17 protein-coding genes and 4 pseudogenes are annotated in these 21977 nt (G+C 59.4%); 15 read left to right on the plus strand and 6 right to left on the minus strand.

Annotated features, from left to right (window positions below):
- Positions 1–380: 380 nt before the first annotated feature.
- Both AC3D25_RS21465 and AC3D25_RS21470 read right to left on the minus strand, forming a co-directional pair.
- Positions 381–740, minus strand: coding sequence for an alpha/beta family hydrolase (locus AC3D25_RS21465; RefSeq protein WP_488890434.1), 360 nt, complete (start codon positions 738–740; stop codon positions 381–383).
- Positions 741–995: 255 nt separating this feature from the next.
- Complete coding sequence (locus AC3D25_RS21470; protein ID WP_488890435.1) at positions 996–1274, minus strand: hypothetical protein; 279 nt, start codon at positions 1272–1274, stop codon at positions 996–998.
- A gap of 197 nt (positions 1275–1471) precedes the next feature.
- Between AC3D25_RS21470 and AC3D25_RS21475 the strand changes: the two are divergent.
- The 10 genes and pseudogenes from AC3D25_RS21475 to AC3D25_RS21520 all read left to right on the plus strand — a co-directional run.
- Positions 1472–1765, plus strand: a pseudogene (locus AC3D25_RS21475) (winged helix-turn-helix domain-containing protein); the annotation flags it as partial.
- Positions 1766–2010: 245 nt separating this feature from the next.
- Positions 2011–2325 carry a hypothetical protein gene (locus AC3D25_RS21480; protein ID WP_488890436.1) on the plus strand — a complete coding sequence of 105 codons (315 nt, stop codon included), beginning with the start codon at positions 2011–2013 and terminating at the stop codon, positions 2323–2325.
- A gap of 6 nt (positions 2326–2331) precedes the next feature.
- The gene (locus AC3D25_RS21485) at positions 2332–2571 is read left to right on the plus strand and encodes a HAMP domain-containing protein (RefSeq protein WP_488890437.1); all 240 of its coding nucleotides are present in this window, start codon (positions 2332–2334) and stop codon (positions 2569–2571) included.
- Positions 2522–2683 (plus strand): annotated as a pseudogene (locus tag AC3D25_RS21490) (porin); the annotation flags it as partial. The gene AC3D25_RS21485 and the pseudogene AC3D25_RS21490, both read left to right, overlap by 50 nt.
- 212 nt (positions 2684–2895) lie before the next feature.
- Entirely contained in the window at positions 2896–3180 is a 285-nt protein-coding gene (locus tag AC3D25_RS21495; protein ID WP_488890438.1) for a hypothetical protein, read from the plus strand.
- 796 nt (positions 3181–3976) lie between these two features.
- Complete coding sequence (locus tag AC3D25_RS21500; RefSeq protein WP_488890439.1) at positions 3977–4552, plus strand: cytochrome b; 576 nt, start codon at positions 3977–3979, stop codon at positions 4550–4552.
- Between the two features lie 9 nt (positions 4553–4561).
- A complete protein-coding gene (locus AC3D25_RS21505; protein ID WP_488890440.1) occupies positions 4562–5254 on the plus strand; it encodes a VIT1/CCC1 transporter family protein in 693 nt (230 codons plus the stop codon).
- A 965-nt stretch (positions 5255–6219) separates the two neighbouring features.
- Entirely contained in the window at positions 6220–7641 is a 1422-nt protein-coding gene (hpnJ, locus tag AC3D25_RS21510; protein ID WP_488890441.1) for a hopanoid biosynthesis associated radical SAM protein HpnJ, read from the plus strand.
- A complete protein-coding gene (gene hpnI, locus AC3D25_RS21515) occupies positions 7638–8798 on the plus strand; it encodes a bacteriohopanetetrol glucosamine biosynthesis glycosyltransferase HpnI (protein ID WP_488890442.1) in 1161 nt (386 codons plus the stop codon). Before hpnJ ends, hpnI begins: the two co-directional genes overlap by 4 nt.
- 94 nt (positions 8799–8892) lie before the next feature.
- Positions 8893–9900, plus strand: coding sequence for a lysylphosphatidylglycerol synthase domain-containing protein (locus AC3D25_RS21520; protein WP_488890443.1), 1008 nt, complete (start codon positions 8893–8895; stop codon positions 9898–9900).
- Position 9901: 1 nt separating this feature from the next.
- On the opposite strand, the gene AC3D25_RS21525 is transcribed toward AC3D25_RS21520, so the two are convergent.
- Both AC3D25_RS21525 and AC3D25_RS21530 read right to left on the minus strand, forming a co-directional pair.
- Positions 9902–11302, minus strand: coding sequence for an ATP-binding protein (locus AC3D25_RS21525; protein WP_488890444.1), 1401 nt, complete (start codon positions 11300–11302; stop codon positions 9902–9904).
- Positions 11302–11961, minus strand: coding sequence for a response regulator (locus AC3D25_RS21530; RefSeq protein WP_488890445.1), 660 nt, complete (start codon positions 11959–11961; stop codon positions 11302–11304). The genes AC3D25_RS21525 and AC3D25_RS21530 overlap by 1 nt, the downstream gene beginning before the upstream one ends.
- A 335-nt stretch (positions 11962–12296) precedes the next feature.
- Here AC3D25_RS21530 and AC3D25_RS21535 point away from each other — a divergent pair, with 335 nt between their 5' ends.
- Positions 12297–12656, plus strand: coding sequence for a hypothetical protein (locus AC3D25_RS21535; RefSeq protein WP_488890446.1), 360 nt, complete (start codon positions 12297–12299; stop codon positions 12654–12656).
- 806 nt (positions 12657–13462) lie between these two features.
- On the opposite strand, the gene AC3D25_RS21540 is transcribed toward AC3D25_RS21535, so the two are convergent.
- Complete coding sequence (locus tag AC3D25_RS21540) at positions 13463–13984, minus strand: YncE family protein (protein WP_488890447.1); 522 nt, start codon at positions 13982–13984, stop codon at positions 13463–13465.
- Between the two features lie 19 nt (positions 13985–14003).
- Entirely contained in the window at positions 14004–14369 is a 366-nt protein-coding gene (locus AC3D25_RS21545) for a hypothetical protein (RefSeq protein WP_488890448.1), read from the minus strand.
- 1282 nt (positions 14370–15651) lie between these two features.
- Between AC3D25_RS21545 and AC3D25_RS21550 the strand changes: the two genes are divergently transcribed.
- The 4 genes and pseudogenes from AC3D25_RS21550 to AC3D25_RS21565 all read left to right on the plus strand — a co-directional run.
- The gene (locus tag AC3D25_RS21550) at positions 15652–17295 is read left to right on the plus strand and encodes an outer membrane protein assembly factor BamB family protein (protein WP_488890449.1); all 1644 of its coding nucleotides are present in this window, start codon (positions 15652–15654) and stop codon (positions 17293–17295) included.
- A 392-nt stretch (positions 17296–17687) separates the two neighbouring features.
- Positions 17688–18412, plus strand: a pseudogene (locus AC3D25_RS21555) (IS6 family transposase).
- A gap of 319 nt (positions 18413–18731) precedes the next feature.
- The gene (locus AC3D25_RS21560) at positions 18732–20282 is read left to right on the plus strand and encodes a methyl-accepting chemotaxis protein (RefSeq protein WP_488890450.1); all 1551 of its coding nucleotides are present in this window, start codon (positions 18732–18734) and stop codon (positions 20280–20282) included.
- Between the two features lie 145 nt (positions 20283–20427).
- Positions 20428–21519 (plus strand): annotated as a pseudogene (locus tag AC3D25_RS21565) (IS91 family transposase); the annotation flags it as partial.
- Positions 21520–21977 lie beyond the last annotated feature (458 nt).

Genomic DNA, 21977 nt, shown 5'->3' on the forward strand with positions numbered 1-21977 from the left:
GTCGTACGTCGGAAGCCGCCCTTGAGATGGTGTCGCGAAAACGACGGTTGCGGGGTTTGGGGCGACCGCGTCCGCGCAGTGACCGGCCGACGCGCATTGTTCGACACTCCGCCAGTTTGGTTTCGACTGGATCCCTACGCGGTCACTTATGGATCGGCACCAGGAAATCGAACCAGATGCCCTGCATATACTGGGGCGCACACCGCAAGCGGACCTGACAGACTCACTCATTCGGAAAACGTCGCCGACACGATAGGCGCCGCGTGATCGTGCCTGCGACAGACCATCTGCGGATGGCGAAGGGATTGAGCTAGCAAGTCCGGCGCGGAGAGTTCGCCGGCTCGCCCTCCCGACGCTACTACAAGCATTCCTGGGCTTGCTCACGCAACGCGCTCGAGCTTTCCTTCGGCGAAAAACCACGCCGACATCGTCCGTGCCAGCTCGAGCACGACCTCCGCGTCGGTCCGGCCGGAGGACGCACGCACGTGGAACGAATGATCTGCGTCGTCCACCACATGCAACGTGGCGCGTGGCCCAAGCGTCTCGACGACCGACCTCAGCAGGGGAAGCTCGGCCAGCTTGTCGCGCGTGCCCTGCAGGAAGAGAGTCGGCACCGTGACCTCCGCCAAGTGCTGTGCCCGCTCTATGCCGGGCGCGCCCGCCGGGTGCAGCGGGAACGCGACGAACGCGAGGCCACGCACGCCGTCGAGCGGGGAGATGGCTTGGGCTTGGGACGTCATGCGGCCGCCGAACGACCGGCCGCCTGCGAAGAGTGGCAGGGCTGGCAGCGGCTTGCGGCAATGGCCGCGCTACGCGGGCGCGGGTAGCCAGACGATGCGGCTCGGCGCGGTCGCTCAGGCGGCCGCGGAAGAGGGTACGGCGCGGTTCTGGTTGCTCGATCGGTTCCGGGCGAACGGGCTTTCCGATGCGACGCAGCGCCAACGCGGCGCGTCTGCGGATGACGCGTCTTGCTACGCGTCATCCGCGTTGGACGTTTAAGCAGTTGATGCTTTCTCTGCGGCCTTTTTCGCCCGAAGACGCTGCGCCTGCGTGTCGCCGCCGCCCGCTTCCTTGGCGGTTTGCGCCGCGGTTTCGGTCGCTTCGGCGAGTGCCTGGCGCGCCGCGTTGCTGATGCTCACTGTCGATGAAGCCTGCGGCTTGGTCGCCGTTGTCGGCGCGGATGATGCGGTGGTTTGCGCTGTCGCGCTCGTCGCGTTCGCGGCGGCTTGAGTCGTGGACGGCAATGCCGCTTGAGTCAGTGCGGAGAGGTTCATGTGAATCCCTGGATACGTTATATGGATGGGTGCTGCATCCGTAGTAACGGCGAGTGCACGTAGCGCTTGAGCACTATATTTTTCTAATATCGGGTGTGGCTTAAGGGTTTCATAAGACTTGGCTCTGGGCGTCCGGCGTGCAGCAAGTGCGCCGCGAGTTAGATAACGGGTTTGTGATTTCGGATCGCGTATTCGAGGGTAACCTGGAGATCGACGTCACGCGCCGCAAGGATCGTCGCGCCGGTAAGCGTATCGATTTGACGCCGCGCGAATTCGCCTTCCAGCAACTGCTCACGCGACGGCGAGGCGAAGTGATGAGTAGCACGCGAAATGCAACATATGTGTGGGACATGAATTTCGACGGCGACCCCAAGGTGGTCGAAGTCGCGATACGCCGGCTGCGCGCAAAGATACACGTTGACTTCGAGATAAAGCTGATCCAGACGGTGCGCGGCGTGGGCTTCGTGCTCCGCTTGAAAGACAGCTTCTGATGCGTGCCCGTTTGCTGACGACCGCTTTGGCGCTCGCCTTCGCGGGCACGACGCTCACCGTGGTTCGCATTGGTCGGAAGATTTTTCTTTATCTCGCGCTGGGCGCCAGGTCCGCACGCAGGACGATCTGGATATCGTGCTCGCCGTGCGCCGCACCCGGCGTCTCGCGCAGGAACTGGCGAACGCCGCCGATGCCCCGCGCACGCGGAACGGCTCGAAAATAAGGTGCTCGGCAACGCGGTTTTATGGCTACAAGTGCTCGATCCCGAAGTAGCGTGCTGATGGAGCACAACGTCGGCGGCGCGTCCGAGCGGCAGTTGCCGCCTGTGCGCGCGAAAGCGGACGCGCAGATCACGACGTTGTTCATCGAGCCATCGACCTCTATCGACGGCAATCCGCAGCGCAGTCTCGCCGCCGATGCGCGGCTGACCGACGGCACGAACGTCACGATCCTCGTCACGCGCAACATGCGCGAACGCTGGATGTTGCTCGACCAGTGCCGCGACCGGTTGCATCTGGCGGGCATCGCGGGCGTGGTGGCTGCCTTCCTGATGAGCTAGCTGTTTGTGCGCGAGTCGCTCAAACCGCTGCGTGAACTCGCGCGCAGCGCGGACAACTTCACGGTGGATAAGCTGCATACGCGGATCGCCGTCGAGCATGCGCCTTCGGAACTCCGCGCGCTGATCCAGTCGCTCAATGCGATGTTCTCGGGACTCGAGCGCAGTTTTCAACCCCTCAGGTACCGGCAGCGGCTAGAAGCAAACGCTATACGGCTCGATCTTCTACCACTTCTCGAAGCGCACTGAGGTGTATCTGGCGGGCGATTATCTGAAGTTGCACAACGGCTACCTCGTTGCGAGCACGTTCGGCGGCAAGAATCAGCTTGAATCGACGGCGGGGGTGCGCACCCGTTTCTAAATCGAGAGTTGGCATGGGCGCCGCGCGCTTCGGTCATCGCGGCCCGTCAGCGAACGGATGGGTTTGTGTAGCCGTCGACCATTGGTTCCCGAGATGCACCAACAATTCCTGCCTCAAACATAGGTTACTCCACATGCGGAATATCGAGCAGCCCCATACGGGCTGCTTGCGCTCGTAGGTTGAGAAGACAAAGACATCAGTGCGCGGTCGGATTGCTGCGCCGTACCGCTTCGCAAAGCTTAAAAACGTCGGCGATCGAATCCGGGCAGCGCGCGCGTTCCCTCAACGGCGACAGCGTGCAGCAACGCCGGATCGAGGTCGAGCAAGCGCAGGACGGTCGGCGCGACTTGCGTCGTCCTCACGTACTCGTCGTTCGTCCAGCCGGCAAGGTGCGAATGCGGCACGTAGATGATCAGACCGAGATGTTTGTCGTCGAGCGAGTTGCCGCCGTGCTCCTCGTCCTGCGCCTTGCTCGACTGAACCAGCCGTTCGGATGATGGGGTCTACAAGGTGAGCCGGCCTGCCGCCGCGATATTGGCGCTGTTTAGCGTCGCGCGCGCACATGCTCCGAGCATGTCGGACTTCATGGGCTTTGCGCCGGCAGCCGCTATGAAAAGCCAGTTTGTCGACATGGCATCTCTTGTGTGAGGGTGTGATACGCGCGCGGCCGTCTCCCCAAAATCGTCTTTCGGGACGACTTTGGCGTATGCCTTTTGTGCTCCCAACGTCTATTGCGGCTCACTGTAAGGGTCCGCTGTGCGTCGGGAAGCGTTTAAAGGCGAAAATGGCTTCGCTACCGCAACAACCCGAATGGCGAAACATCCTGACATCTTCCTATCGTGAACATTTACAGAAAAGTTCCTCATTCTTGCGACCGTGGAGACCATTGGAGACGAATTCGTACGGGTGTCAAAGCTGACGGTGCGTGACGAATCACATCCGAGCGCAGTCCCATTCGATCTCTCCGGCGGGTTAAACGGTCGTTTCGATCCAACCGGGAACGCGATCGCTGAAGCTGCCTCGAGAGCGCGTACTTGGATTGACAAGATCGCCCGTCAATACCGAGACCAGTGAGCGGCCGGTTCCGAACGCTTGCCCGCCGCGACAGCCAGTCAAATGGCAGTTTCAGTTAAAGGTCCGGCTGCCCTTTTTAAATGAGTGAAAGCGCCTTCCGGACTAAGCGTGCCTTCGCAGTAGGCCGGTATTGGCTGCCACAAGAGTAGGTCAATGGGTATTTGCGAGCGCCCGATGATTGCTAAGTTAGCGGCCGATCTAATTCGTCTAGGAGCAGGAATGGTCAAGGTTCAAGGAATGCAGAGTCCGGCATACGGTGCAGTCGCGCGCATGCTCCATTGGCTTACCGCCCTGTTGGTCGCTGTGCAGTTTGTGATCGGCTGGACAATGCCGGATGTCCACAAGGATACGCAGCCGATCAATCTGATCGCATGGCATCTTGGCGTGGGCTCGACGCTCGTCGGCGTGATGGCAATTCGGGTGATATGGCGATTGACGCATTGGCCCATGCGGGACGAACTGCCACCCTTGCTCAGCGTCGTCTCACGCATAACGCATGTTCTGCTCTACGTCGCGCTGCTGCTGGTGCCGCTGCTCGGCTGGGTCAACGCGTCCTCACGCGGTTGGGCGGTCCGCCTGCTGGGCGTCGTGCCCTATCCGGCGTTGAGCAAGCCGGGATCGGCCTTCGGTCACGAGATGGGGGATGTGCACGGCGTCCTCGCGTGGGTGCTCTTCGCATTCATCGGTTTGCATGTCGCCGCAGCGCTGTTCCACCGCTTCGTTCTAAAAGACCATGTGTTACAGCGGATGCTGCCCCACACCGGCTCGTCGCGTGAACGGGTTCGAAACCGGTAGGGTAAGCCAATGCCCAGGACTCACAAAGAACCGCATCGCATCAAGGCGATTGGCTGGCTACGCGCTGCGGTACTTGGCGCAAACGACGGCATCATCTCGACGGCAAGTCTGATAGTCGGTGTCGCGTCCGCGCACACCGAGCACGGCCGTCTGGTGCTGACGGGCCTGGCTGGGCTCGTAGCCGGCGCGATGTCGATGGCAACAGGCGAGTACGTGTCAGTCTCGTCGCAGGCGGATACTGAAAAAGCTGCACTCGCCCAAGAGCAAGCGGAGCTCGATGCGGATGGTGCACACGAGCATCGAGAACTGGCAGCCATTTACGAGCGTCGCGGGCTGGACGCGGCGCTTGCCAAACAGGTTGCGCAGGCTCTGATGGCGCACGACGCACTCGGCGCACATGCCCGTGACGAATTAGGTATTTCGGAATCGACGGCGGCAAATCCGTTACAGGCCGCGCTGACCTCGGCCTGCAGCTTTTCCGTGGGTGCGGCTTTGCCGCTCATCGTCACCGCGCTCACCCCACAGCAAGGCGTGGCCGCGAGTATCGCGGTGACGGGTCTCGTTTCCCTGGCAATACTTGGCGGACTTGCCGCGCGTGTCGGAGGGGCGAACGTGGTTCCGGCCGTAGTGCGGGTTACCTTCTGGAGCGCGCTGTCGATGGGCGTGGCATCTGTGGTCGGTGCTGTATTCGGTGCGACTTGAGCCGTGACATTTTCTCCGTGAAACAGTGGGTCGCTATCCCCACAGCGATCCATCAGCTTGCTCGGTTCAGATGTTCTTCGGAATGTCCCTCAGTCAGAACCGCTGAGGTTCCCCAGTGAGTCGCAAACGCGACGCCGTGATTGGTATCAACTGAACAAGACGACTTCGAGCTGCTCTGTCGCGACCGCGCTTTTGATGGAGCGGACGCACCACGCTGCTTTCTTAATGGCCCTGGCGCAAACGTGACATGCAACTTCAAGTCACGGCGGCCCGCCGTTTTCACCCGACTGATCGAGCTCCGGATGGTCCATTTGGTTGCGTGCCAGTGCGATTATTGCGTCGACGATAGGACGCCCCATCGGCTCAGTACTAGCCCGAGCCTCTTTTGCGGTCCAGAACGATGTTGGATTCCGTTCCCGACGGATGATGATTCCATTTCTGGAAATCTCCACGGTTCCGCTGTATCGGTCGGACCCAGTCTCGGCCACAGAGACCGCTATTTCGAAGCCCGCGTAGCGTTCGGACATCATTCCCCTCCCGTTTTTAACGCATGTATCGCAACTATAGAAATCCAGAAGCGACGTTAATTGGCCGCTCCTTCAGTGAAGGCGGGATATCCAACCACACCTCTGGAAAGGAGCCAGTTGGCCGTCTTCGCCAGTGTAAGTCGTGTTGCTGCATGACTCGAAAGCCCTTTATGACCAATATATGCCGCAAGTTTGGGAGGTCAACTTTTTGTATGTGCCGCGATGCCCGTTGCGCTGCCGCTTTGATTAAATTGACTAATCCCTGCGCCCAGTCAGCGCTAGTCTCGTCGGTGTGCCGCCCGTAGATCCCGTTCTTCAGGTTTCCTTCAGGTTTGCCCCGTACTATTTGCGCGTCCGCTCGCATCTCGGGGATCAAATGCTTTAGAAGCTCCTGGAACGATGTATGGGAGCTCCGATAAAAGCCCTGTTGGAGCATTGATGAGAACTCTCTTCTTGCAGGCGCCGTCCTATGACGGCTTCGACGGTGGCGCCGGATCGCGGTACCAAGCCAAGCGTGAAGTCCGATCGTTCTGGTATCCGACCTGGCTCGCCCAGCCCGCCGCGCTTATTCCCAATAGCCGCGTTCTCGATGCTCCCGCCGATGGCCTTTCGGTGGAGGCTGCGATGGACATCGCGCAGCAATACGATCTGGTGATCATTCATACCAGTACGCCGTCATTTCCGACCGACGCCTTGTTCGCCGAAAGCCTGAAGAAGCGCAAGCCTTCGGTATTGCTCGGCATGGTCGGCGCTAAGGTTGCAATCGATCCGCACAATTCGCTAACCGCAAGCGGCGCGATCGATTTTGTCTGCCGTGAAGAGTTCGACTTTACCTGCCGCGAGATTGCCGAAGGCGTGCCGTTCCCGCAGATCCGGGGCTTGAGTTATCGCGCGGCCGACGGCTCGATCGATCATAACGAAGCACGCCCGATCCTCGAGAACATGGATGAGTTGCCGTTCGTTGCCCCGGTTTACAAGCGCGATCTGAAGATCGAGAACTACTTCAACGGCTACTTAAAGCATCCGTATGTGTCGCTCTACACGGGCCGCGGCTGCCGCTCCAAGTGCACCTTCTGCCTGTGGCCGCAAACAGTCGGCGGCCATCGCTACCGGGTGCGCTCGGTCGAGAACGTGCTCGAAGAAGTCCAGTGGATTCGCGACTACATGCCGGAAGTGAAGGAGATCATGTTCGATGACGACACCTTCACGGATTTCAAACCCCGCGCTGAAGAGATCGCCCGCGGAATGGGCAAGCTCGGTGTGACGTGGTCGTGCAACGCGAAGGCGAACGTGCCCTTTTCGACGTTGCAGATCATGAAGGAAAACGGGCTGCGTCTGCTGCTGGTCGGCTATGAATCCGGCGACGATCAGATCCTGCTGAATGTAAAGAAGGGCTTGCGCACGGACATCGCGCGACGCTTCGCGAAGGACTGTCGCTCGCTTGGCATCAAGGTGCACGGCACGTTTATTCTGGGCTTGCCGGGCGAGACGCCGGAAACCATTCAGAAGACCATCGAGTACGCGAAAGAGATCAATCCGCTGACGATCCAGGTGTCGCTCGCGGCGCCCTATCCCGGCACGAGACTGTATGAGCAGGCCGTTGAGAACGGCTGGCTTCAGGAGAACAAGGTCATCAACCTCGTCAGCAAGGAAGGGGTGCAACTGGCCGCGATCGGCTATCCGCATCTGTCACGCGACGAGATGTATCACCAGCTCGAAAATTTTTACAAGCGCTTTTATTTCCGGCCGTCGAAGATCTGGGAAATCCTGCGCGAGATGCTGACGAGTTGGGACATGATGAAACGGCGCTTGCGTGAAGGCGTCGAATTTTTCCGCTTCTTGCGCGCCCATCAAGCGTGAGCGCCGCGCACCTGCTCGCCGTCACGCTGGCCTACGCCTGTGCGACGGCGGCGGTACTCGGCATCGCTTATACCGTGCTGGCCGGCGCACTCATCGGGCGCTTCTTCGCGCGGCCCGTGTTCGAACCGACCAGCTATCCGCTAGTCACGATCGTCAAGCCGCTGCACGGCGATGAATGGGCGCTGCTCGCGAATCTATCGAGCTTCTGCCGGCAGGATTATCCAGGCCCCGTGCAATTTCTGTTCGGCGTGCACGACTCGAACGACCCCGCCTTGCAAACGGTGGATGATTTGCGGCGTCTGCATCCGGACGCCGACATCACCGTCATTGCCGATACGCGCCTGTATGGCCCGAACCGTAAAATGAGCAACATCCTCAATATGCTGCCGCAGGCACGGCACGACGTGCTGGTGTTTGCGGATAGCGACGTGAGCGTCGGCCGGGATTATCTGCGCAATGTGATCGGAGAATTGCAAAGGCCGGGCGTCGGTCTCGTCACCTGTGTGTATCGCGGACAACCTGATCCGGGATTCTGGCCGCGCCTCTCCGCCAATGCGACCAACTATCAGTTTTTGCCCGGCGTCGTGACCGGACTGGCGCTCGGTCTGGCGCGGCCCTGTTTTGGGCAAAGCATCGCCATGCGACGCGATACGCTTGAAAAAATCGGCGGCTTCACACCGTTCGTCCGACACCTGGCCGAGGATCACGCGATCGGGGAAGCCGTGCGGATGATCGGCGAGAAGGTTTCGATTCCGCCCTTTACGATTTCGCACGCCTGCGTCGAATCGAGTGCGATGGAGCTGATCGATCACGAACTGCGCTGGAGCCGCACGATTCGCACCATCGATCCACTCGGCCACCTGGGTTCTGCGTTGATTCATCCGCTCGCTTTCGCTCTGCTCGCCGCCGCGTTCTCGTCCGGCGCGGTGTGGGCATGGCCGGTCGCGCTGGTCGCCCTGTGTGCCCGGCTCGCCTTGAAAGTCTTGTCCGATCGCGCATTGCGGCAGGCGCATCGCGACCTGTGGCTATTGCCTCTATGGGATGTCGTGTCGTTCGCTATTTTCGTGGCGAGCTTCTGGTCCTCGCGCGTGATCTGGCGCGGCTTCATTTTCAGGGTAGACGGCGACGGCTTGTTGTCGGCGGCGCAGGACGAATGATGAATGACCGACGGATTCGGTATGCGGCGCGGCACGAGCGTGGCGCAACCCGGGCTTACGCGGACGAACTGAGCCGAACACGCGAGGTGTCGGCGTGATCAGGCATCTCGGCCGCGTATCGGCGCTCGCCGGCTTGCTGGTTTCGCTGTGGCTGGTCTGGCAACAGAACCCCGTTGGGATTCTGGGCGCGTTGCATACCGCTGGCGCGGGACTTCTGCTGGCCGCGATCTCGCATGGGCTGCCGATGCTTGCCAACGCATGCGACTGGCGCTCGCTGATCCGTGGCGCAGCGCGGCCGGGCATCGCCAGCATGCTGCAACTGGTCTGGGTGCGCGAATCCTTGAATAGCATGCTGCCCGTGGCGCGCGTCGGCGGCGAGGTGGTGTCGTTCAGGATGCTCAAACGCCAAGGAGTACGTCCGTCGATCGCGGCGGGTAGCATCATCGTCGATATGCAGCTCACCGTTGTCAGTCAGTTGTTGTTCACGATGATCGGCATCGGCTTTCTATTCGCCCATGCGCATTCGAATACGCTGCGGCTAGCGGCGCAACTGGCGTGGGGCGCGGTAGTGCTGACGCCGCTGTTGATACTGTTTGCGTTCGTACAGCACGCCAATCCATTCGAACGCATCACGCGTACGCTTGATCGCATATTGAGCGGCAAGCTGGTCTCGCTGATAGGAAAGTCGGCGCAAATCGATCTGGCGATCACGCTGATCTGGCGCAGGCGCGCGGTGGTGCTGCGTTATCTCTTCCTCTGGCAACCGCTGCAGTGCGTCCTCACGTCGCTGGAACTCTGGCTCGCGCTGTACTTCCTCGGAGCGCCGGTGAGCATGACGGAGGCCGTCGTGCTCGAATCGCTGATTCAGGCCGTCAGCAGCGCGGCTTTCTTCGTGCCGGGGGGGCTCGGTGTCCAGGAGGGCGGTTTTATTCTGATCGGCGGCGCGCTCGGCCTCGACCCGTCGAGCTGTCTGGCGCTGGCGGGCGCGCGCCGCATTCGCGACCTGCTGATCTTCGTGCCGGGTCTGCTGGCGTGGCAGTTTGCCGAGTCGTCGGAGCGCGCGTCCCGGCAATCGATACGGGTAGAACGCCACGTACCCTGACTTAATCCGCTTCGACGTAAGCGGGAAACAGCAATTCCACCGCTAGCCCGCGGCCGCCGATGCCCGTGCCGAGTTGGAGGTTGGCATCGAAATGCTCGGCTATCCGCGCGACGATCGAGAGGCCGAGGCCACTGCCCGACGCCTCGGTGCCGGTGGCGCGGAAAAATCGGTTAGTTAGCCGAGCAAGATCGTCGGGCGCAACGCCGGGGCCGTCGTCGCGCACGGTGAGCCGCACGCTTTCGCCCGCTTGCTCCACGATAACCTCGACATTGCCATGTTCACATCCGTATTTGATCGCGTTATCGAGCAGATTGTCGAGGATGATGCCGATCAATACCGGCTCCGCGTCGATTTCCGGGTGCGGGTCGCCCGTCAATGTCAGGCGGATGCTTCTCTGCTCGGCATTGCGCGTGTTGGCGAGCAAAACACCTTTGGCTATTTCCGCGAGCTTGAGCCGTGCCGCCGACAATTTCTCGTGCGCATCCAGCCGTGCGAGCAGCAGCAATTGCTCCGCGAGCCGGGTGCTGCGATCGACGCCTTGCACAACGCGTTCAATTGCCAGTTGTTGTAGCGCAGCGTCTGGCTCCGCTAGCGCGACTTGCGCGTGCACCTTTATCGCGGCGAGCGGCGTCTTCAGTTCATGCGCCGCGTCAGCGGTGAATGCCCGTTCGCGCTCAATCGACCGCCGCAAACGCGACAGCACCAGATTTATTGCATCCACCAGCGGCCGCACTTCGGTCGGCGCCCGGCCAATATCGACCGCCTGGAGGCGGTTGATGTCGCGCACGCGGATCTCGCCCGATAGGGTCTTGAGCGGCGCCAGACTCCAGCGGATGCTAAGCCACACCAGCAATGCCAGCACCGGGAGGGCGACGAGCGTGGGCCGGGCGATGCGGCTCGCCACGCCGCTCACGAGGTCGCTGCGTGTATTGGCGGGTTCAAATACGCGTACCGATTTCCCGGCCGCTGCGTCCCGCAAGGTGAACGTATGCCATATCTGGCTATCGAGCGTCATATCCCCTGTGCCGCTGACCGGCGGCATCGGTATGTCCCAAGCATGCAAGGTCCGCAATTGCGGGCTGCCTGCGAGCACGTCGCCATTTGCGCCGCGTACCTGGAATAGGGCGTCGCGGGGTAACGAGTCGTCGTCGTCGCTATCGTTGGCGCCCGGCTCGCCGCCTTTCTCTTCTTCCCGCACGTCAATATGCGCATTGGCGAGCGTGGTGAGATTGCGTTGGTCGAGCAGTGCGAGGATTTGCGCGAGTTCAGCGAGCCGCGCCTGCTCCCATTCGCCGACTTCGCGCTCAGCCTGTCGATAACTCGACGCCAGCGCGATACCCCAAGTCAACGCGATGCTAGCGAGTACCAGGAACACCAGGCGCCAGCTAATCGATGCCGACATCACGCTTCCTCCACCACGTAGCCGATATTGCGCACGGTTCTGATCAGGCTTGCACCGATCTTTTTGCGCAGGTTGGAGACGTGGACCTCGATCGCGTTGCTTTCAATTTCCTGCTGCCAGCCGTACAAACTTTCTTCAAGACTTGAGCGCGACTGAGGAATGCCCTGATGGGTCAGCAACTGCATGAGGATGGCCCATTCGCGCGAGGTCAGGGACACCCGTGTGTTCCCCACATCGACGGTTTGTGCAGCGGGATTAACCGTTAGATCGTGATATCGGATCAGCTCTACGCTGCGCCCTTGCGCGCGGCGCAGCAAGGCCCGGCAACGCGCGATCAGTTCGGTGAGATCGAACGGCTTGCCAAGGTAATCGTCGGCGCCCGCTTCTAGACCGCCGACGCGATCGACCACGGTTCCTCGCGCGGTCAGCACGAGCACCGGAACGTTCTTGCCGGCATCGCGCAAGCGCCTGAGCAGTTCCATGCCCGACACCTTGGGCAAGCCGAGATCCAGCACGACCATCGCGTAGGTGGTGGTCGCGAGGGCGAGGTCGGCCTCGTGACCGTCGCGGGCCCAGTCGACGGTGAAGGCGGCCTGACGCAACCCTGCCTCGACACCACAGCCGATCAGATCGTCGTCTTCTACGAAGAGTATGCGCATGGCTCGCAGATCCTGTCTTGTGTTGATTGCTGTTTACGGGAGGCGTGATCTCTCAAGGGAGCATCGCACCGCTGATTCGAACTGATACCACGATGTTAGTCGCACAACGCTTCTCGACGTCGAACACTTAAGCTTTCCTTCAGGCTTAATCGCTAGTATTGAATTTGAATAGCCTCCGCTCATTTTCGCCGTTAAACGCACACATAACAGCGTCATACGAGCGGCTCGCGCCGCTTAAATGTCAGATCGCGGTCTTGTTAATCGGCCTGCGATTTTTGGAGGCCAATCAACACGGTGTGTCACGCCGTGCGGCCGTCCGTCCCCGAGACCACGCCATGAAACCAGTTACTGTCGATATGTTGCGGGCGCACTTGATGGCGGCTTCGATGACGGCCATTGCCATCGAATTTCTCGCGTTGATTGCCTTGCTGACTCTGCCGGTTTCACAGGAAGCCTTGAGTTCGACACCATCCAGACTTGTCGCGATTATTGTGACTATTAGCGGTGTCATGGCGATACGCCATCGCGCCCGTGTCGCGTTCGATCTGGCCGTTCAGCGCCATCACGTGGTCCCTTGCGTGTCATCCTCTCAAAAGGTGCTCGTAACGACGACCTGTCCCCGTGGTTGGCTGGTGGTCCTTCATCTGCGCTTTACCGGCAGGCCATTTAGTCTGGCGAGCATTGACGGAACCTAGGAACGTCGATGTCAACGTTGCTCGCGATCTAAAAAGGGTCCCGCTAGCGGGATGCGGTGTGGTCTTTGCTGTACCCAATGCTTGCATCCCTGACGACGCGATTTGTGCGCAGGCGCACCGGTGCAATTGGTCCGGTACGGGCTTTCGGAGCCCGGTGTTCGATGCCAAAGCATCTAAGAACAAAAGGGACGGCGTAACAGAGTCACGCCTGCGTGAGTGCGTTCACTGCCGGTCGAGAGTCATCCGCGGCGGTTCGTCTCCTTTTGTTTGACATCTATACCCCAGCCCACGGCGCGCCGAATGAATTCGCCGGGATACTTACTGCGCTCTCGGGCAAAATTTGCGAACGCGTCGCGCACGGCGAGGTAGGGGTCGATCGTCTGCGAGCCGCACGACGTCACCCGTCGACGCGATGGCCCTTCAGCGGATCGCCGCCGTATTCACGATAGATGCCACAGCGCCGCCGCTCGACCTTCTCCCTCATGATCGATTGAGCGCTTTATCCCGAAGGCCTTGAACCAAAGCTCTCGTTAAGTGAAACTTCCAAGCGACGATCGGGAGCCGGTAGTGGATGCCCGAGGTCGTTGAATCATCGCCGGGTTGCAATAGACCGAAAGTATGCGGCGATTGAGGCGCCTGCGAACGGATGCTCCATCCCAATGAACGACGCACACCACCGGCGCTCCGAACCCGTAGCCTACTGGATCACAGAGCGATGGTGGGAGCGTCCGTTCGTCTATTGTTGCGACGTGTGTTGAGCGGTCTCCATCAGACAAGGACGCCAGTCAATGACCAGATCTTGGCAACTAATGGGTCGAGAATACCGAGATTCCGCCCGTCGGGAATCCTGCCGCGCCCGGTTGGAACGGTACATAGACTTGTCCAAGCGTGCTGTCGATGGCAACCGAGTGCGCCCCTGTGCCCACCGGGACCTTAAAGAGCAACTGTCGTGACGTGCCGTCGATCACACCCATCTGCGGGCTAAATCCTGAAGTTGCCGCAGTGCCGTTTGAGACGTAGTGCCTAGCGGGCAAGAAATAGCGGTTGGAAGCCGGATCATAGTTGACCTGGTCTGTCCCGCCAAATGGAAGGCTGGCCTTAATTGCGCCATCCGAACGATCGAGGATCAGGGTGATGAGCGGGTCGCCGGCCGGCGGGTCGCATCCAATGAGCACGTCGTTATTCGGACCAAGCACGATTCCCGCCGGTCCGCACTTTCCTAACGGAAACGATTTGCTGACAGCAGGACTGCCAGCCACCGCAGAACTGGCGGCGATAACGTCGAGCTGACCATCTGGATTCGCCAAGGTCCCGTCATTGTTGATCAAAAAGCTCTTTGAGGCAGGATCATAGGTGCATGCCTCGAGCCCGGATGAACCGTTGAAAGGGAGCTTTATCACGGCTCTGGGTCAGCGTGGAAATGAACGTAACGAACGGCGGCGAGTCTCCGGGACTCGCATACATCACGAGGTGATCGTCAGGATCGTAGCAACCCTCGTCGACGCGCGACCCGGAATTGCTAATAACGATCGTGTTGACGGTCTTTTGCGCGTTAGTATCAATCACTTTGACTGAATCGACGTCGCCGACGTAGATCGTGTTCGTGCCGGTGATGCCAACAATTCCGTCCGGACCGGACTCGTTCGTCGTGGCACCAGCACCGATGAACGGCCCGGGGATCTGTGCGATCAAGGTGTTCGATTTGGTGTTCACGACATCGACTGCTTTGTTATTGCGGTCGGTTAGATAGTACCTTCCGGCCTCGACATAGCCGATGTCGAAGCTGAATGGTGGGCTTGAAGCATTAGGCACCGCGATGTTTGTGATTAGCTTTGGGGGGGCGGTGCGCTGGCGTCATCTCCACCCCCGCAGCCGGTCAACGCAGCCGCAGCGAAAAACATCAAGCCCATCATGCGCGTTTCCATCGATTCGTCTCCTTTGTGTTTATTGGTTGACCGTGGTCTGGGATGAATCCAGAGTGCCGGAAATCTTCCGGTTCAGAACGACGGCCTTAATCCAATGCGTTCTTAAGCAAACCTTAAGGAATGGTTCCTTAAGGAGACGGCTATTTACCCATCGACGCGATTTGCTTCGTTCGGTGGAGAAGCTGTCTGGATCACACAATGGCGGCGTGACGAAGTATCGGAAAGTAAAACTTCTTTATGGTCTGCATTGGGCCGACGTTATACCCGTAACGAATCTGAAATTTAATGGACGTGGCGGAGATCGACCGCAATTTGGCACTGCAATGTCTGCGAGCCGACATGCAGTTGTCGTGCAATGAGCCGAGCCACATGATCAATCACCCAAGCAAAAGCTGTTGTCAGTGCGCGGTAACACGGACGGGTTTTGACGGGTCGGGCGAGCGATGCCGTATGCCTTTCTCGGTGAGCAGTCGTTACGGGGCGCGAGGTAATGAGATTTACTATTGTGTCCCGTCTGAATCGCGTAAGTTTGGACTACCGCTACTCGTCGCGCGAGTTGTGCTCCTCAGCGCCTGATAGATACATTGCTTAGCGAACGTGCGCGCCGTGCGAATTCGGGCGTTTTGATGATGCCATGACGGCACCGGCAACAACCCTACTAGTAAGGTCTTACACTCCGCAGTTCCGGCGCGGCGAGTACGTCCCGATAGGAGGCCCGCAGGAATGCAACTAATTACGATCCCTAGTCCGAGGATGCCAAATCATTTTCATTGTTGGCACGCTGCTATTCGACTCGGAGCTTCTGATAGGCGGCGGCTCTATGATCGGCGACGCTCGGGGGATGCGAAAAGACGTTGTGCGTACGTCGCCGAAGTTGTAATGTCCGTGAAGAAGCAGGTTCCGCGACGCCATGCACACTCGCTTTGATGCAGCCAGATAAATACAAAAGCGCTGCCACCTCGATCTCGCGCCCTCAAGCATCCGCTTAACGGTCGGCCCGTCTTGCAGACTTCTGCTGCTATGACGGCCTAACCGCCCCGCACGTTTCCCTTCATGTGGAGAAGTGTCTTATGCGCAACATTCCTGCAGCTCGGTTCGGCGCGGTATGCCAAGTTTTCGCCGTGTTGTCGACGGCGTCTCCGGCCTTTTCCCAAACACAGCAGATGGTGCTTGACTCGACCGTAATCCAACGCGAATTTCACTTGCAGACGCCAGAGGCGACGCCCGGATTCAATGTCGATCACGACGATACCGGCCCGGCCGCCGATTCGCCTTTCATGGCGGCGCCTGTCTCCAGCTTAAACGCAGCCGCGACGACGTCTGCCGCTCCTTTAGCCGCGGTTGTGACTGACTGGCCCACTTTCGGGATGAACAAACAACGCACCGGCTACAACGCGGTTGAAGCCATGCTAAGCGTGGGCAACGTTTCTCAGTTGCGTCACCATTGGACAACCGATATCGGCGGACCGATCACGACGCAACCAACGTTGATGAGCGGCGTGCTGATCAAAGGGAAGCCGACCGACGTGCTTTATGCAGCCACCTGGGCAGGGCGGATCGTCGCATTAAACGCTGCGACCGGCGCCTTAATCTGGAGTGTCCAAGCGCCCACCGTACAGACCAATTGCGGAAACTTCACTGCATCGCGTGGCTTCGTTGGGACGATTGGTACGCCGACTCTCGATCGTCGTACGAACCGGATGTACGTGGTGACTGGCTACGGCTTCTTGCATATGCTGGACTTATCGACGGGGGCCGACGTGGTTCCATGGGTGCAGCTCCTCGACGCACAGAATGCATCGCCGCGAACTATTGTGTATGGGAGTCCGACGCTCAATGGAAGCGACGTCTATATTGCAACCGCAAGCCCATGCGACGTGCGTCCGTATCATGGGCAAGTAATTCGGGCATCAGCCTCGACTGGCACAGTCCTGCAACGATGGTATTCGACCGGGAAGAACGGTCCTGACGGCGGCGGTATCTGGGGTCCGGGCGGCGTCTCAATCAGCCCGAACGGCTCCTGGATCTACACCGCAACGGGTAACGCCTTTCCTGAGCCGCAAAACGCACGCTACGCGGAGTACGTCGTGAGATTGACGCCCGATTTGGCGCTCGACGCGGCGAACACGCCCCCGCCCCCTAATATTATCGATGCGGACTTTGGTGCGACTCCACTACTGTTCCAGGCAGGTACATGCCCGCCCATGTTAGCTGCTATGCAGAAGACGGGTCGGCTTTACATCTATAACCGAAACACGTTCGCAAGCGGACCAATTTATTCATTTCAGATCGGCACGAGTACACCCGGTGGCAATTTTATAGGCTTGCCAGCGTTCGATCCGGCGTTAAACCAACTGTATCTCGGCAATCCGGTCGACTCAAGTTCAGGACTTGTCCGCCACGGGCTGGTTGCATTGTCGATCCACTCCGACTGCTCGATCGCAATTTTATGGAATCTACCCGTCGGTGTAAATTCGCGAGGACAGAACCCTTCGATTTCCCCGGTCGTTGCGAATGGCGTTGTGTATTACGCAGATGGTATCGCGAGCGAAGTCTTTGCAGTTAACGCGAGGAGCGGCGCTCAGCTTTGGAGCACAAATAATCTTCCGCCCGCCGAGCGCGTGAGTGGCGGAATTCTGACCTCGCCGACGGTAGTGAACGGGCAGTTGTTTGTTGCCGGGTTCGATCACAAGATCCACGCCTATGGCCTATAGAAGCGCTACACCTCCGATATGCGGGTGCGATCTTCTGCAAGTCCTAGGCGTCCATCTTTAGATAGATGGGTTTCACGCTTTGACGACGAAAGAGAGAGTGGCTTAAGAGATATATTTTAGTTATCTTTTATGAAGCTGAAGCAAGTCAGAAGCTTCCTTGTTGATTCTTGTGCCACGAACACAGTCATCGAGCCCTTGAACGCGATTTGCTGCTGATAGAGGCCGCCGAGTTCGTACTAGACGCCCTTCGGAAGCAGGTTAGCCGCGCCCAGCGCTTTTTCCACATCGGCGCCGGTTGAGCCAAGATCGCGTCCGACGATCCGCGCCGTGACCGCGACCATGCGCTTCAAGGGCAATATCAGGTTGCGTGACTCGTCGGATAATCTGGCACGATGAAGAAATCGAAATCGCTTTATCACGGTCACCGTTTGCCGGCTGGTGTCATCAGCTGCGCTGTTCGATGGTATTTCCGCTTCCAGTTGAGCCTGCGCGACGTCGAGGAACTGCTCTTCGACCGCGGCGTGATCGTGACATACGAGACGATCCGACGCTGGTGCGACAAGTTTGGTAAAGACTTTGCTCATAGGGTGAAAGCGGGGCGACGCAAGCCGGGTAGCACGTGGCACATCGACGAGATGTTCGTCACCGTGCGTGGCGAACCGCTGCTGTAGCGTGCGATCGACGAGCATGGCGCCGAACTCGACATTCTGGTGTAAAAGCGGCACGACAAGGCTGCCGCCAAACGCTTCTTCAAGCGTGTGTTGCGATCGAGCCCGGTGCCGCGCAAGATCGTCACTGATCGGTTGCGCAGCTCCCGGCGGCAAAAGCCGAGATTCCGGAGCTTGCGAACGTGAAGCACGTGTTCGTCAAAGCGGCAGCTCGGCTGAACAACCGCGCAGAGAATAGCCACCCACCGACACACGAGCGTCGTATGCGTGGCTTTCGCGACCCAAAACGTACACAAAAAATTCTCTCGTGCTTCGGGCCGATCCGGCAACATTTCGCGCTTAAGCGCCATCTTCTGCGCGCTTCAATCTATCGTAAACAACTCGCTGCTCGGTTCGTTGCATGGCGAGAATTCGTCGAACTCGCCCAAAATCCGTCGGCCGCTTTCTGATGGTTGTCACACCTGCCGTCGTGCCGACCCGCTCTCGGTAACTTGACAATGCCCCCGAGTCATTATTGGACATGTTCGCAATATTACAATCAGCTTCGCGGCGACATTAATACGTCGGCCGATCGTAGCTGCATAGTCCGGGCCGACGCGTGTCTGCCCATCGCGGTGCGTTCTCAGTGCGTATTGCCGTTTTCAAATATGCAGTGCAGTAATGCCAATCACGCGGATGGTGGTTGGTGCATACCATTGGATTGCGGAATGCTCAAGTTTAGTGCATATATGCCGACATATGGTGCATTAACTTTGTTTGAGAAATACCGTGAAAAGTCTGACCGTTAAATTGCAGCTGGCCCTAATCGCAGGCTCGATGGGGCTGTCGATGCTGGCAACCTCGTTTGTCGGCCTCTATGGAATGAACCAGACCGGGGAAGCTTTGCGCAGCGTCTATGAGGATCGGACGGTGTGCATTCAGCAACTCGCCCAGATCAGCAACCGTTTGCAGGATGAAGTCTTTGCTCTATCGCGAGCTACCCTGGACCCGCAGGCTTCCTCCCCTGCATCGGCCGTTGAACGGGCCGAAAAAGATCGGCGAGAAGTCGACGCATTGTGGAAGGATTACATATCGACGTACCTTACTCCGACAGAGAAACAACTCGCTGATGCATTCAGGACCAGTTACGACGGCGTTGAATCCAACGGATTCGGTCCGCTGCGCGCCGCATTGAGCACCAACGCGCAGCAGGCGTCCACTGTACTGCATCAAAGCGTGGACACCGCAATGCCGCAGGTACTGACCGCTATGCGCAGCCTTCGGCAGCTTCAAGTAGATCAGGCAAAAGACGAGTACGAGGTGTCGCGAAAACGCTTTTCGCTGCTGCGCGCTTTTCTCATCGCCCTTGCAATTGCGGGCCTTGTGATTGGTGCAGGCATTAGTGTTTTTATGGGCCGACGTCTGTATCGCGCTTTGGGCGGCGAACCCACATACGCGGTAGAGATGGTGCACACCATTGCCGCTGGAGATCTCACCACCCGAATCGCCCACAACGCCGACGACCAGCACAGCCTGATGGCGTCGCTTGAATCAATGCGCAAGCAGTTAAGCGGCGTTGTGGCGGGGATCAAGGCCTCGGCGGAATCGATCACTGTCGCTTCTGGCGAAATCGCGCAAGGCAACGTCGACCTCTCTCAACGTACAGAAGAACAAGCGGCGTCGCTCGAGGAAACGGCGGCAAGTATGGAAGAGCTTACCGCCACCGTGCGGCAGAACACCGAAAATGCCCTTGAGGCGAGCACGTTGGCCAACTCAGCATCGGGTACTGCCGAGGCGGGCGGGGAAGTTGTCGAGCGCGTGGTGACGACTATGCAGGATATATCGACAAGTTCATCAAAGGTCGCAGAGATCATCACAGTGATTGAGAGTATTGCATTCCAGACGAACATTCTTGCGCTCAACGCCGCGGTCGAAGCCGCCCGTGCTGGCGAGCAAGGCCGCGGCTTCGCGGTCGTCGCCGGAGAAGTACGTTCGCTTGCGCAACGCAGCGCGACGGCCGCGAAAGAAATCAAGGAACTGATCGGTACGTCGGTGCAACACGTCACCGCGGGTTCGTCGCTGGTGCTGGATGCTGGCCAAACAATGAGTGAGCTGGTGCGCTCGGTCAAGCGAGTGACGGGCATCATGAGCGAGATCGCTTCGGCATCGAATGAACAAAGCACCGGCATTGAACAGGTCAATGTCGCTGTTAGCCAGATGGACGAGGTAACTCAGCAAAACGCCGCGCTAGTCGAGCAGGCAACGGCGGCGGCACAGGCCATGGCGGATCAGGCGCGAAGCCTGCGTCAAACGGTCTCGGTGTTCAAGGTCTTGCAGTAGCCTTGAGCAAAGACTTTCGGGCAGGGCGGGGGGCCGTTGTGAGGGGACGCCCAAAGTCATTTGCGCAGCCTCGGAGCGCCTTTCTGCCTAGCACATTTAACGTAGGCGCCCGTCCGTCGATAACGCGATCCCAGTGCGCGTCTGGGTCGTGTCAGCGATCGAGCAGTGCCGTAGCGCGGCACTGGGGGGACATGTGTTGCGTTGCGAAGGGTGCGCGGCTGTCGAAGTCGCCTACAACTCGTGCCGCAACCGACACTGCCCAAAGTGCCAGGCCACGGCCGCACGACGGTGGTTAGACGCACGCCAGGAAGATCTTCTGCCCGTCGAGTATTACCACGTGGTCTTCACACTACCGGCCCCGATCAGCGAGATTGCGTATTACAACAAGGCGGTGATGTACGGCCTGTTGTTTGATATGGCCGCCGAGACGCTGCGCACGATTGCCGCGGATCCGAAGCACCTCGGAGCACAGGTCGGCGCGACTCTGGTTTTACACACATGGGGCTCAGCGCTCACGCACCATCCTCATGTCCACGGAATCGTCCCTGGCGGTGGCCTGTCTCCTGATCGGGGCCGATGGGTCGCTTGCAAGCCAGGTTTCTTCCTACCTGTGCGCGTGCTCTCGCGACTGTTCCGGCGCCGGTTCCTCGAAGAGCTGGCCGCCGCGTATGACCGCGGTCAATTGCGATTCTTCGGCGAATGCGCCGCGCTTGCCGATCCGGAAGTGTTCGCCGAGTGGCTTGCCCCGATGCGTGCGTGCGAATGGGTGGTGTATGCCAAGCGACCATTTGCGGGACCGCAAGCCGTGTTGGCTTATCTGTCGCGCTATACGCACCGGGTGGCGATCTCAAATCAACGACTGATCGCACTCGATGAGCGTGGCGTCACCTGCCGCTGGAAAGACTATCGGATGGACGGGCACACACGCAATAAGACGATGACGCTCATGGCCGATGAGTTCGTCCGCCGATTCCTGCTGCACGTGTTGCCGGGTGGCTTCCACCGAATTCGCCACTACGGCCTGCTCGCAAACCCGTCACGCCGCGACAATCTCTCGAGGATACGAGCGTTGCTGCATGTGTTGCCACGCGCGGTCGATCCCGTCGCAGGTGCATCAACGTGCGCGGCAGGCCCAAGCTTCGTGTGTCGACATTGCGGGTCGTTGATGATCTTTATCGACATCTTTCAACGCAGCGCTCCGATTCGAGCCCCGCCTGTGGAGAACTGTCACGCGTGACTCTCATCGCGCCGCAGTGCATTAACCTACGGTCGGCTCTTCGGCAACGAGAGCCGCTAGGGGACCGTTGCGTCCGACGCCCCAAACCAGTCGATCGCAGCCAAATGACATCGCGCGACTTTGCAAAAACAGGGGCATCGAGGCTCTCAACTCAGCATCCGCTGGCATCTCTACACGTTTGTCGAGACCTGGGCGACAACGCCACTGGTCAAATCGCCATAACGGCTGCCAGTTCGAGCCGCCTCTGAGCATTCCGCGGTTTCCTCCCTCGAGGATTGTTGGACGCCTGCCCGCCGGCGCCGGGGTAGTTACACGCCTGCGCTTTGGGGCAGGCGTCCAACAATCCTTAACAAAAGCCGACGTTACGGTGGTGCATGACCCAATGGCAGGAGAGGGTCGGTCAGCGACCATCCCGAGCGGCGCAAAATAAATCTCCCTTCATTGGAAAGGAGATGATC

The sequence above is a fragment of the Caballeronia sp. SL1002 genome (genome assembly GCF_057814995.1).